General features: G+C 61.9%; 2 protein-coding genes. Both read right to left on the bottom strand.

The features are described 5' to 3' along the window. Positions 1–31 precede the first annotated feature (31 nt). Positions 32–850, bottom strand: coding sequence for an alpha/beta fold hydrolase (locus tag KGB21_RS13930; RefSeq protein WP_223505432.1), 819 nt, complete (start codon positions 848–850; stop codon positions 32–34). 279 nt (positions 851–1,129) lie between these two features. Further along, positions 1,130–14,110 carry a non-ribosomal peptide synthetase gene (locus KGB21_RS13925; RefSeq protein ID WP_223505431.1) on the bottom strand — a complete coding sequence of 4,327 codons (12,981 nt, stop codon included), beginning with the start codon at positions 14,108–14,110 and terminating at the stop codon, positions 1,130–1,132. Positions 14,111–14,401 lie beyond the last annotated feature (291 nt).

Raw genomic sequence — 14,401 nt, 5'->3', positions numbered from 1 at the left:
CTGCCGCAGGCTGCGATCTTTATCGTAAGCGCTACGCCGGATTACGCGCCGACAAAAATGACAGCAGCGCTTCAGTCACAAACTCCGGATTTTCCAGATTGGAAATATGCCCCGCCTCTGGCACCAGCACACACGGACAACCGATCAGCTCCGCCATTTCATGGGCTTCCGAAGGCGGCCGTGGCTTGTCCTGATCGCCGCACATCACCAGCGTCGTCGCGCCATTCAACTCACCCAGGCGCAGCAACAGATCATCCCGGCCAAAGGTAATCCGCCCCATCGGCACGATGCTTTCGCGCAATCTTTCCGCTGGCAGTGCAGCCAGTTTTGCGCGGAAGTCCTGATACAGCGCCGACTGCGGATCAATGCCCGGGCGGAAGAAGATCGGCACCACGATATCCAGCAGTTGCGGTGCAATCACGCCGCTCTCTTCAATCATCTTGAACAGCGAAAAGTAGTACTGCCGAGTCGCTTCCGGTTCGACTCCCACGTAGGTGTCCATCAACACCAACCCGTTGAGCCGTTGCGGCGCCGACAGCGCCAGACGCACGCCCCACATGCCACCGACCGACAGGCCGACCAGGGTCACTCGATCGATATCCAGATGATCGAGCAGCGCCAATGCCTGACGCGCCACATCGTCCAGCGAGGTTGTTCCTTCGGGCAGCGCCCCGGATTCACCGTGGCCCCACAGGTCCAATGCAATCACCCGATACCGTTGCGACAACGCGGTTATCTGCGGCGCCCACATGGTCTGGTCCCACAGGTAACTGCCGGCCAGCAGAACTGCAGGGCCGCTGCCTTGATCGATGTAGTGAAGGGGTTGGCCGTCTATCGTTACGAAGGGCATCGAGTGTCTCCGCCGGTGAAAAATGGAGCAGGAAGACTGAGTGGCTGACGGTGCGTAGTCAATCACACGATTGTATGCGTCTGTACAACCGCCATCGCTGGCAAGCCAGTTCCCACAAGGATCAAGGATGTTTACACATCATGTGTCCACCACTGCACCTTGTGGGAGCTGGATTGCCAGCTCCCACAGGGATCAAGGATGTTTACGCATCATGTGTCCACCACTGCACCTTGTGGGAGCTGGCTTGCCAGCGATGAGGCCGATACAAACACTAGAGAATCAAAGCCCTTCCAGCTCCGCCATCAAATCATTCAACCGATCCACCTTCTCCTCGGTGATCTCACTGGCCGCCAACCCATCGATGTACCCGGCCAATTCCTCCACCGTGCTGCATTCGAACATCGCCCGCAGCGGCACATCCCGTTGCAGGGTTTTCTGCACCCGCGAGGCGATTTGCGTAGCCAACAGCGAATGCCCGCCCAGTTCGAAGAAGTTGTCGCGCACGCCCACCCTCTCCACCTTCAGGACCTCAACCCAAATCGAGGCCAACGTCTGCTCCAGTTCATTACGCGGCGCCTGATAATCCTGGCTTTGCAATTGCCCGATTTCCAGCGCTGGCAGCGCCTTGCGGTCCAATTTTCCGTTGGTGTTGAGCGGCAGCTTGTCGAGCCACAGCCAGTGCAGCGGCACCATGTATTCCGGCAGTTCAGCGCGCAAACGTTGCTTGATCCGCTCCAGCCGTTCAGCCGAACTCGGCGCGCAACCCGCCGCCACCAGATAGCCGACCAGATGCTTGCCGTTGATGCCCTCCTGCACGCCGACCGCCGCCTCGCGGACTTCCGGTTGTTCATGCAGGCGTGCTTCGATTTCCCCCAGTTCGATGCGGTAGCCGCGAATCTTCACCTGATGGTCGATGCGCCCGACGTATTCCAGCACGCCGTCACTGCGACGCCGGGCCAGGTCGCCGGTACGATACAGACGATCCCCCGGCGCGCCGAACGGGTTCGGTACAAACACCTGCGCCGTGCGTAGCGGATCGCTGACATAACCACGCCCGACGCCAGTGCCCGCAACACACAACTCCCCTACGGCGCCCAACGGCACCAGTTCCAGCGCGCCATCGAGCAGGTACAAACGGTTGTTGTCGGTCGGCGTGCCAATCGGCAAATAGCTGCCGCGCGTGGAGGCCATGTCGACGCGGAAGAACGCCACGTCATCCGAGCATTCCGCCGGGCCGTAGGCATTCACCAAGCCGATGTCCGGGTAACGCTGCAACCACTGATGCGCCAGTTCCGGTGGCATCGCTTCACCGGTCGGCAACATCCAGCGCAGGCCGTCGAGGCTCATGCGTTCCTGGGCGAGCATGCCCTGGATCAGCGACGGCACGCTTTCCAGCACGGTAATGCCCTTGTTCTGAACATGGGTCAGCAGGCCGTGCGGATCGTGGGCAATGCTGTTCGGCACGATGTCCACTCGCGCACCGAACAACGGTGCGGCGAGGAATTGCCAGACCGAAATATCGAAGCTTTGCGAAGCGGTCTGGGCGATCACGTCGGCTTCGCTCAGGTTCAGGTACGGCACCTTGCTCAACTGGTTATTGAGCATGCCGCGCTGTTCGACCATCACACCCTTCGGCAAACCGGTGGAACCGGACGTATAGATCACGTAGGCCAGATTGTCCGGACCGCTGTAGACGCCGGGATTGACCACCGAGACCTCGCTCGCCTGCACCTCTTCCCAGACCAGCAACCGAGGTCGATTAGCGCAAGCGAACTCATCCAGCAACCCCAGCGCTTGCTCGTGACAGGCTCGGGTGCAGACCAGCAGCGGCGTGCGGCTCAAGTCGATGATGCGACTCAGGCGTTGGCTCGGCAGCCCCGGATCCAGAGGCAGATATCCCGCACCCGCCTTGAAGCTGCCGATGATCATGCCGAGCAAATCAAGACTGCGTTCGGCCAGCAACGCCACCGGTTGATCCAGTCCGACACCCGCCGCAATCAGCGCATGACCGAGACGGTTACTGCGCTGGTTCAGCTCAAGGTAGCTGTGTTGCTGATCCAGGCAACTGGCGGCGATTCGCTGTGGATGCTCGGCCACCTGAGATTCAAACAATGAAACGTAGCTCTGTTCCAGCGGGTAAGCCTGTTCGCTCTGGTTGCAGCCGTGAATCAGGAAATCCTGCTCATCGGCACCCAGCAGTGGCAAGTCCGCCATGTCGCCATGGAAACCTTCGACCAGCGCCAACAGCAAGCGCTTGAACTCAGCGAGCATGCGCTCGACCGTGGACTCGTCGAAATAACGCTGGTCATAGGACAGGTGCAAGCCCAGGTCATCGCCGGGATAGCACACCGCCGTCAGCGGGAAGTTGGTGTGGGTGCGGCCCGAGTCCGACGTCGCGTTGAGGCTCTGCGCACGGTCCAGCACCGACACTTCCACCGGGGCGTTTTCGAACACGAACAGGCTGTCGAACAACGGCTGGCCCTTCGGCAATTCGCTGTGCTCCTGAATGCTCACCAACGGCAAGTATTCGTACTCACGCAGTTGCATGTTGCTGTCGAGCAAATCCGTCAGCCACTGGCGCACGCTGCAACGCTGATGGTCTTCAGGCATTTTCACCCGCAGCGCGATGCTGTTGATGAACAGGCCGACGGTGCGCTGCATTTCCGGCATGTCCACCGGACGCCCGGCCACCGTGACGCCGAACAGTACGTCGCGATCACCGCTCAAGCGCCGCAGGACCAAGGCCCACGCGGCCTGGGCGAAAGTATTGATGGTCAGTTGATGAGCCTGAGCCAGTTCACGCAGTTGCGCACCGTCACGGGCATCCAGTCGGGTGTAGCGGTCGCCGACGAGCATGCCGCCGCTTTCGCCAGCGTGCTCGCGCAGGAACGGCCGATCACTCGGGATTGGCGTCGTGCGTTCGAAGCCTTGCAGATTGGTTTTCCACCACTGCCGCGCTTCGGCCAGGCTCTGGCGTTGCAGCCAGCCGATGTAGTCGCGATAACGCGGCGGCACGGCCAGTTGCGCCTCCCGGCCTTCGCCAAGAGCGGTGTAGATTTCGAAGAAATCGTTCATGAGCAGCGACCGGCACCAGGCATCGATGAGGATGTGGTGGTTGCTCATCATGAACCAGTAACGCGCCGCGCCAACCCGGATCAAACGCAGGTGGAACGGTGCCTGATTGAGCAGATCGAACCCGGCCTCACGCTCGCTTTTCAGCAGCATTTGCAGCTTCGGCTCTTGCTCATCTTCAGCGATTTCGCTCCAGTCGAGGTACTCGATCGGCGTACTGCCCGGCTTGTGGATAACTTGCAGCATGTCTTCGCCGACGTTCCAGCAGAACGAGGCGCGCAAGGCTTCGTGACGGGCGATCACCGCTTGCCAGGCCTGGGCGAAACGCTGCGGGTCGAGCTCGCTGTTGATGCGGTAACGGTCCTGCATGTAATAGAGGCCAGTGCCCGGTTCCAGAAGCGTATGCAGCAGCATGCCTTCCTGCATCGGCGTCAGCGGGTAGACGTCTTCGATGACGCTGGCCGCAACAGGCAGCGCATCCAGTTGAGTCTGGTTCAGCTGGGCCAGCGGGAAGTCCGACGGGGTCAGGCCACCGGCATCGTCGCGCAAGCAATGCTCGATCAGGCTGGTCAGCTCGCCCACGTAAGCTTCGGCCAATTCGTTGATAGTCTGCGGCTCGTAGCGTTCGGCGCTGAAGGTCCAGCGCAGCACCAGTTCACCGCCATAAACCTGGCTATCGACGCTCAGCTCGTTGGGCAGTGGCGCTTTCGGATCGTGTGCGGCACCGACCGGCTCATCCAGTGGACGGAACAGCGCCTCATTGCCGAAGTTCTGGTCGAGCTGGCCGAGGTAGTTGAAGGTAATTGGCGCGACCGGCAACGCGGCCATGGACTGGCGGCACTGATCATCGGCGAGGTAGCGCAGCACGCCATAACCGAGTCCTTTGTGCGGCACGGCGCGCAGCTGTTCCTTGATTGCCTTGATCGAAGCACCCTGCTCGTTCTCTGGCGTCAATCGCAGTGGATAGGCGCTAGTGAACCAGCCGACGGTGCGGGTCAGGTCGATCTCGTCGAACAGCGCCTCGCGGCCATGGCCTTCCAGTTGAATCAGCGCCGATTCGTGCCCGCTCCAGCGGCACAGCACGCGGGCCAATGCGGTCAGCAGCAGGTCGTTGACTTGGGTGCGATAGGCACTCGGCGCCTGTTGCAGCAATTGGCGGGTGCGCTCGCTGTCGAGACGCACGCTGACGGTTTGTGCATGGCGATTCTGCCGACCGCCCTCGGGACGATCACACGGCAATTCCGCGCTCGGCCCGGCCACTTGTGTCTGCCACCAGCTCAGTTCTTCGCGCAGCGATTCGCTACCGGCATAGGCCTGCAAGCGCGCGGCCCAATCCTTGAAGGCGCTGGTTTTCGCCGGCAGTTTTACCGACTGCTGCTCGTTGAGTTGGCGATACACCGTTTGCAAGTCGTCCAACAGCACGCGCCAGGAAACGCCGTCCACCACCAAGTGGTGAATAGCGATGAACAACCGTTGCCGCCCTTCCGGGCCATCAACCAACAACGCGCGCATCAGCGGCCCTGCTTGTAGGTCGAGGTTGCGTTGGGCATCGGCGAACAGTGAAGCGCATTGGTCCATGGACGGAACCTGTACTTGCCACAGCACCGTCGCATCGGAAATTGCCTGATACTCGGCGCGCCATTGGCCATCAACTTCGCTGAAGCGCAGACGCAAGGCGTCGTGCTGTTCAAGCACCGCCAGCAGCGCTTGCTCCAGACGATGGGGCTCCAGCGCCACGGTCGGTTCCAGCAGCAACGCCTGGTTCCAGTGCTGGCGCTGCGGGATGTCGGTGTCGAAAAACCAGTGCTGGATCGGTGTCAGGCGCGACTCGCCGCTGAGCAAACCTTGCTCGGCCGTGACCTGTTCGGTGCGAGTCGCGATGGCGGCGAGGGTTTGCACGGTCTGGTGCTGGAACAAGTCGCGGGGGCTGAAGTGAATGCCCTGCTGCCGCGCACGGCTGACCACTTGAATCGACAGGATCGAGTCGCCGCCGAGTTCGAAGAAGTTGTCGTTGAGGCCGACCTGTTCGACGTTCAGCACCTCGCACCAGATCTGCGCCAACGTCAGTTCCAGCTCGTTGCTCGGCGCCACGTAGTGTTGACGGTTCAGCTCCGGGTCCGGCGCCGGCAAAGCGCGGCGGTCGAGTTTACCGTTGGCGGTCAACGGCATGCTCGCCAGCAGAATCAGGTGGGATGGCACCATGTAATCCGGCAACTGGGATTTGAGGTGCGTCTTGAGGGATTCTCGCAATGCGGCTTGTTGCGACTCGTCCTGTTCGGTGACGTCGCAAACCAGATAGCTCACCAGTTGTTTGCCGCTCGGTGCATCGAGCGCCAACACGACGGCCTCACGCACCGATTCATGCTCAAGCAAACGGGTTTCGATCTCGCCCAACTCGATACGGAAACCGCGAATCTTCACTTGATGGTCGATGCGCCCGAGGTATTCCACCAGGCCATCGGCACACTGGCGCACCAGGTCGCCGGTGCGATACAGACGACCACCGTTGCTGGCGAACGGGTCAGCCACAAAACGCTCGGCAGTCATGCCGGGACGCTGGTGATAACCCTGGGCCAGACCCGCGCCGCCGACGTACAACTCACCCGTAGCGCCTTGCGGCACCAACGCCAGATCGGCGTCGAGAATGTACGCCACGCGATCACCGATGACGCTGCCGATCGGCACGCTGCCGGCGCCTTCTTCCAGCACTTCAGGCGCCAGGCTGGCCAATGGCATGACCACGGTTTCGGTCGGGCCGTAGGCGTTGAAGAACAGGCTCGGTGTGAACACTGCGCGAATCCGTTGCAAGTGCTCGCCGGTCAGCGCTTCGCCGCCGGTGATGATCATGCGCACCGGCAGGATTTCGCTTTGCGTGGCCAGCCACTGCGCCAACTGGCTGCCGTAGCTTGGGGTGAAGCCGAGGATGTTGATGTGGTGGCGACGGATCAGGCCGCAGATTTCTTCGGCGTCCCATTGTCCTTGAGCACGCAGAACCACTTGGGCACCGCTCAACAGCGGCACCAACAGGCGCTCGGTGGCGGCGTCGAAGTTGATCGAATAAAAGTGCAGTTCGCAGTCGTCGGGGCGCATGCCGAAACGCTTGATCACCGCGCGGCAATGCATGGCGATTTCGCCGTGTGACACCACCACACCTTTCGGTTTTCCAGTGGAACCCGAGGTGTAGATCAGGTACGCCTGATGCTGCGGCAGGCTGATAAATGGCAGTTCGGTCGCCGGGTAGTTGGCCAGTTCGGCGGCGTCTTCTTCAAGGCACCAGCGGACCACGCTTGCCGGCAATTCACCCAACGCCTCGAACATCGCCGTATCGCTCAGCAGCAGACCAATGCCGCTGTCTTCGATCATGTAATGCAGCCGATCAAGCGGGTATTCCGGGTCCAGTGGCACGTACGCGCCGCCAGCCTTGAGGATCGCCAGCAGGCCGACGACCATTTCCAGCGAACGCTCCAGCGCCAGGCCAACGCGAACCTGCGGACCCACGCCACGCTCGCGCAGCATCCACGCCAGGCGATTGGCACGGCTGTCGAGTTCGGCATAGCTCAGGGTTTGCCCGGCGAACGTCAGTGCCGGCGCATCGGGACGCGCCAGCGCCTGTTCGCTGAACAGGTGATGAATGCACTGGTCGAGGCGATGTTCACCCGGTTCGACGCCGAGGCTGTCGAGCAGGTTTTGCTGTTCCGTGGCTTCGAGCAACGGCAACTCACTGAGGCGCTGATGCGGATCGGCAAGCAGCGCTTCCAGCAGGTTGCGCCAGTGCCCGGCCATGCGTGCGATGCGCGGTTCGTCGAACAGATCGGTGCTGTAAGTCAGGCAGCAACCGAGGCGATGGTCGAGGTCGGTGACTTCCAGGTTGAGGTCGAACTTGGTCGCGCGGGCGTCGTTGGCCAGGTATTCGACGGTCATGCCGGCGAGTTTTCGGCTCTGCTGGAATTCCCAGCGCTGCACGTTGCACATCACCTGGAACAGCGGGTTGTAGGCGGCGCTGCGCGGTGGCTGCAAGGCTTCCACCAGATGATCGAACGGCAGGTCCTGATGGGACTGGCCTTCGATGACCGTGTGGCGTACCTGCTCCAGCAATTCACCGACGCTCATCTGCCCGTCGAGCTGGCAGCGCAGCACTTGGGTGTTGAGGAACGCGCCGATCAGCCCTTCGCTTTCCGGGCGAATGCGGTTGGCCACCGGGGCGCCGATGCGCAGGTCGGTCTGGCCGCTGTAGCGGTAAAGCAGCACCGCGAGCGCGGCGGTCATGGTCATGAACAGGGTCAGACCGTTTTGCGCATTGAAGGCGCGGACCCGTGCCGCGAGGTCATCGCTCAGGTCGAAACGGAACAATTCGCCCTGATGACTTTGCACCGGCGGACGCGGACGGTCGCCGGGCAATTCCAGCAACGGATGTTCGCGGCCCAGTTGCGCGGTCCAGTAGTCGAGTTGGCGCTGGCGCTCGCCGGACTCCAGCCACTGCCGCTGCCAGACGCTGTAATCGAGGTACTGCACCGGCAGCGGCTGCAACGGCGATTCGCGCTCATCGACAAACGCTTCGTAAAGCGCGCTGAGTTCCCGGGCGAAAATGTCCATCGCCCAGCCTTCGGTGACGATGTGGTGCAGGGTCAGCACCAGGTAATGTTCGAGCTCGGCAGTCTTGACCAGACAGGCGCGCAACAGCGGCCCGGTTTCCAGATCGAACGGCTGGTGCGCTTCATCATCCGCCAGTTGCTGCACCCGTTGTTCGCGGGCGGCGGCGTCCAGCGCCGAGAAATCCTGCCACTCCATGCGCACGCCGGTTTCTGCATGCACCTGCTGACGGGCCACGCCGTTGACGCTCGGGAACGTGGTGCGCAGGGTTTCATGGCGCAGGATCAACGCTTGCAGCGCCGCTTCGAAACGCCCGACATCCAGCACCCCGCGCAGCCGCGCCATGCCGCCAACGTTGTAGGCCGGGCTGCCCGGCTCCATCTGCCAGAGGAACCACATGCGCTGCTGGGAATAAGACAGCGGCACTGGTTGGCTGCGGTCGACCTTTTCAATAGGTGGTTGCTTGTTGGTGCTGCCGCTGACCTGGATCAGGCGCACTTGTTCGGCGAAGGCGTCCAGTTCGCTGTTCTCGAACAGCGCACGCAATGGCAACTCGACGTTGCAGGCCTGGCGCGTGCGGGAGATGATTTGCGTGGCCAGCAACGAATGGCCGCCGAGGGCGAAGAAATCATCACGCAGGCCGACTTGCTCGAGGCCCAGCACTTCACGCCAGATGCCGGCGATTTGTTGCTCCAGTTTGGTCACCGGTTCGACGTGTTCGCGAACTTGCCACTGCGGTTCCGGCAAGGCCCGGCGGTCGAGTTTGCCGCTCGGGCTGAGGGGCATTTCGTCGAGGCGCATCAGCTGTGCCGGGACCATGTATTCCGGCAGTTCGTCTGCCAACGCGGTTTTCAGGCGTGTGGTCTGGGCTTCTTCGGATTCGCAGGAGTCGGCGCTGTAGTAACCGATCAACTGACCACCCGCAGAGGTTTCGCGCACCAGCACCACCGCTTGCGCCACGCCGTCCTGCGCCAACAGCCGCGCTTCAATTTCTTCCGGTTCGACACGGAAGCCACGCAGTTTGACCTGCTGATCGAGACGGCCGAGGTATTCGATCACGCCGTCGTCGGTCCAACGCGCACGGTCGCCGGTGCGGTACAGACGCGCGCCCTGTTCGCCCAAAGGATCTACCACAAAGCGTTCGGCGGTCAGGCCCGGACGTCCCAGATAGCCTCGCGCCAAGCCGATGCCACTGATGCACAGTTCACCCGGCACCCCGGCCGGAACAGGATTGAGTTCGCTATCGAGTACACGGCAGACGACGTTACCCAGCGGACGGCCAATCGGCGAACGCTCGCCGTCGGCGGTCGTGCAGTGCCAATGGGTGACGTTGATCGCGGTTTCGGTCGGGCCGTAACGATTGTGCAGTTGCACGGCCGGCAGTTGTTCCAGCACGCGGTTGCGCAGTGCGGCGGGCAAGGCTTCGCCGCCGCAGAACACGCGGCGCAGGCTGGTACATTCGGCGCTGAGCGGTTCGTCGATGAACAACGAAAGCAGCGGCGGCACGAAGTGCAACGTGGTCACGCCGTATTGCTGAACCAACTGCGCGATGCGGTGTGGATCGCGGTGTTCACCGGGGCCGGCGATCAACAAGCGAGCACCGGTGATCAGCGGCCAGAAACACTCCCACACCGACACGTCGAAACTGATCGGTGCCTTTTGCATCAGCACGTCGGTTTCGTTCAGACAGTAAGTGTTTTGCATCCATTGCAGGCGCTCGGCGAGGGCGGCGTGGGTGTTGCCGACGCCTTTGGGCTGGCCGGTGGAACCGGAGGTGTAGATCACGTACGCCAGGTTATCGCCGTGCAGATGCAGGCCCGGCGTTTGGCTCGGCCAGCTCTCCAGATGCAGGGCGTCCATGGCGATCACGCTGACGCCGTCGGTGGCCGGCAGGCGATCGAGCAATTGGGTTTGGGTCAGCAGCAAATCGACGCCGCTGTCCTTGAGCATGTAGGCCAGGCGCTCGGCCGGGTAGTCCGGATCGAGAGGCACATAAGCGCCGCCAGCCTTGATGATCGCCAGCAGGCCGATGAGCAATTGCGGCGAACGCTCGGCAGCAATGGCCACGCACACGTCCGGACCAACGCCTTTGTCGCGCAGGTAATGGGCCAGGCGATTGGCCTGGGTGTGCAGTTCGGCGAAATCGAGGCTGCCGCCGTCCCACATCAGCGCAGTGCGTTCCGGGGTCTGGCGCGCTTGCTCGTTGAGCAGTTCGGGCAGCCATTGGCTGGCGGGTGTGCACGGTGCAACGGCCCAGTCAGCTTGCTGGTTGAACTCCGCTTCGGTCAGCAATTGCAGATCGCCGAGGGCGGTTTGCGGACGCTCGCAGACTTCGCGCAACAGGTTGCTGTAATGCCCGGCCAGACGCTCGATGGTCGCCCCGTCGAACAACTCGCTGGCGTAGTCGAAAGACAGACTCAAGCGACCGTTGCGATCTTCTTCACTGTGCAATTGCAGGTCGAACTTGGCTTCGCGACTGTGCCACGGCAACTCTTCGGCCAGCAGCCCCGGCAGGCGTTTCAAGGCGCTGAAGTCACGTTGCTGGTGGTTGAACATGACCTGGAACAGGCCCTGTTCACGCGCCTGCGGGAAGGCTTCGAGCAGTTGTTCGAACGGCAGATCCTGATGGGTTTGTGCGCCCAATGCGGCCTGACGGGTTTGCTCCAGTAACTCGGCAAATGGCAATCGCGAATCCACCTGCGCGCGCATCACCTGGGTGTTGATAAAGAAGCCGATCAGGCCTTGGGTTTCCAGGCGTGGACGGTTGGCGTTCGGCACCCCGATGCGGATGTCGCGTTGACCGCTGTAGTGATGCAACAGGGTCTGGAATGCAGCGAGCAGCAGCATGAAAGAGGTCGATTCATGGGTCTGGGCAGTCTGGCGAATGGCATCGCTCAGACTCGCGTCCAGCCGCACCGTGTGGCGTGCAGCGCGGTGCAGTTGCTGTGCTGAGCGCGGATGGTCGGTGGCCAGGCTCAGGGTCGGATGCTCATCGCCCAACTGCGCTTTCCAGTAGGCCAGTTGACGCTCGCCCTCCCCCTGCGCCAGCCATTGACGCTGCCAGCTGCCGTAGTCGGCGTACTGGGTCGGCAATGGCGCAAGCGTCGTTTGCTGCCCTTGAGAAGCCGCCGCGTACAGCCGGGAAAACTCGTCGATCAGCACATTCAGCGACCAGCCGTCAGCGATGATGTGATGCATCGTCACCAGCAGTTGATGGTCTTCGTCGTCGAGGCGCACCAGCGTCACCCACAGCAACGGACCTTTCTCCAGATCAAACTGGGTGCGCGCTTCGTCTTCGCGGATTTGCTGTGCGCGGGCTTCGCGTTCGGTCACCGGCAGGTCGCTGATGTCGATGCGTTGCAGGTTGAATTCAGCAACGGCATCGACCTGTTGCAACGCCACGCCGTCACGCTCGAAGAACCGCGTGCGCAAGGATTCGTGGCGCTCGATCAACTGCTGGAAGCTGCCGCGCAAGGCGTCTTCATCCAGCTCGCCGCGCAGGCGCAAGGCACCGGGAATGTTGTAGGCGCTGCTTTGCGGGTCCAGTTGCCAAGTGATCCACAGACGGTTTTGCGCCATGGATTGTGGCATCGCTTCTGCACGCGACAGAATGGTGATTGAGCCTTGCGCCAGTCCGCCGTCCTTTTGTTGCCGGGCCACAACTTCGACGAATGCGCCGAGGGTTGGCGCTTCGAACAACAGGCGCAGGTTCAGCTCCAGGCCGATCGTTTCACGCAAACGCGCCACCACCTGCGTTGCGGCGATGGAGTTGCCGCCAAGCAGAAAGAAGTGATCGTCGGCGCTGATGTGTTTGACGTTCAGCTGTTCGCACCAGATCTGGCCGATCAAGGTTTGCAGTTCAGTGCCCGATTCAGTGTTTGCAGTGCTTTCGGTAACCGTTGAAGGGAACACCGCATAGCTGTCGAGGCTTCCGTCGGCCATCCGATTACGGCATGCCGAGCGTTGCAATTTACCGCTGGAGGTCTTGGGTAACGCACCCGGATTGAGCAACACCACCACTCTCGGCGCTTCCTGATACGCCTCGGCCACGGCCTGACGAATAGTTTTGATCAAGGTTTCGGGCGGGAGGATTTTTTGCACGCTGCGGCTGATCTCCGCGGCGAGACCGATGCCTTCCTGACCGTCAATGTTGACCGCGAATGCGGCGACGCGACCTTTGCGCACCACCTCCACTTCACGTTCGACCGTCTGCTCGATGTCCTGTGGATAAAGGTTGTGACCGCGCACGATCAGCATGTCCTTCAGTCGTCCCGTGATGAACAGCTCGCCGTTGCGCATGAAACCCAGGTCACCGGTACGCAGCCAGGTTTGCCCGGCGTGCTGGACGAAGGTCTTGGCGGTCGCCTCGGGATTGCGCCAGTAGCCGAGTGCGATGCTCGGGCCGCTGGCCCAGACTTCGCCGACTGCGTTGTCATTGAGTTCGATGAGCGAAACCGGGTCGAAGATCAACACCGCGTGATCCGGCTGGCTGACGCCGCAGCTCATGATCGCGCTGCCCTCGCCCGCTTCGGCACGGTTTTGCGCCAAGGCTTGATCGTCGACGCGCAGGTTGCCAATCCCTTGACCGCGCGGAGTGCCGGCCACGAACAGCGTGGCTTCGGCCAGACCGTAAGAAGCCATGAAACTGTCTTCTCTGAAACCGCAACCGGCGAACTTCTCGGCGAAGCGTTCCAGAGTGTCGAGACGAATCGGTTCAGAGCCGGAATACGCCACACGCCAGCCGCTCAGGTCGAGGCGCTCCAGGGCCGATTCGCTGACCCGTTCGCTGCACAACCGGTAGGCAAAATCCGGTCCGCCACTGATGGTGCCGCCGTATTCGCTGATCGCTTCCAGCCAGCGCAATGGCCGGCCGAGGAAGTACGCCGGCGACATCAACACGCAAGGCACGCCGCTGAAAATCGGCTGCAACAAGCCACCGATCAAACCCATGTCGTGGTACAGCGGCAGCCAGCTGACGATCACGTCGTCGGGGTTCACATCGATGCCGAAACCGTGGCGGATCAGCAACTCATTGGCAACCAGGTTGCCGTGGCTGACTTGCACGCCTTTGGGCAACGCGGTGGAACCGGAGGTGTATTGCAGGAAGGCGATGTGATCATCTTGCAGGTCCGGCGCAACCCAGCAGTCGGCCAGCGCGCTGTCGAGGGTATCGACACACAGCAGCGGCGGCGCGCCTTCGATTTGCAGCAACGAATCGCGCAGACCGGCGCTGGTCAGCAACAGGCGCGGTTCGGCATCGCTGATGATCGACAGCAGGCGCTCCTGGTGATGACGGCGCGTCGACTCCGGCGGATAGGCCGGCACCGCGATCACACCGGCATACAAGCAACCAAAGAACGCCGCGACGTAATCCGCACCGCTGGGAAACAGCAGCACTGCGCGATCGCCGAAATCAGCCTCGGCCTGCAACGCGCCAGCAATCGTCCGCGCTCGCTGATCCAGCTCGCGATAGCTGAGCACCACAGCCTGTTCCCGGGTTTCGGCGAGAAAACGCAAGGCCACTCGAGCCGGCGTCAGGGCCGCGCGGCGCTGGAGGGCTTGGACCAGTGTGCTGGGGAGTTCGAACGCGTCGGTCATGAGGTTTCCTGCCTGAATTCGGCTTGCAATTGGAATCGGTTTTGTTACGTCGCGCCCCATTCGAGGGCGCGCAGGACGCGGTCTTCGCCGACCACGCGAGGCATTGGCAATGCACTGGTATCCGGGGCTTGAGCCCGGAGCCATTCACCAATGAGAACGGATGACGTCTGCAAATAATTAGTCGCCCGGCTTGAGCGCCAACCGGGCCGGGCCGCGACAGCGTGTCGCAGTTCTCACTCTGCACCTTTACGGCGCATTAGTTCTCTTTCTCAATTGACAATCATTATCATT

It is taken from the genome of Pseudomonas sp. GL-RE-29 (assembly GCF_019947275.1).
Lineage (GTDB): Bacteria > Pseudomonadota > Gammaproteobacteria > Pseudomonadales > Pseudomonadaceae > Aquipseudomonas > Aquipseudomonas fluorescens_A.
Note: the sequence above shows the minus strand (reverse complement) of the source record. Positions and strands in the feature narration are given on the sequence as shown.

What these genes read in the sequence shown, in the direction of transcription:
- KGB21_RS13930 (WP_223505432.1), bottom strand. Translation starts at nt 850, where the DNA reads ATGCCCTTCGTAACGATAGACGGCCAACCCCTTCACTACATCGATCAA.
- KGB21_RS13925 (WP_223505431.1), bottom strand. Translation starts at nt 14,110, where the DNA reads ATGACCGACGCGTTCGAACTCCCCAGCACACTGGTCCAAGCCCTCCAG.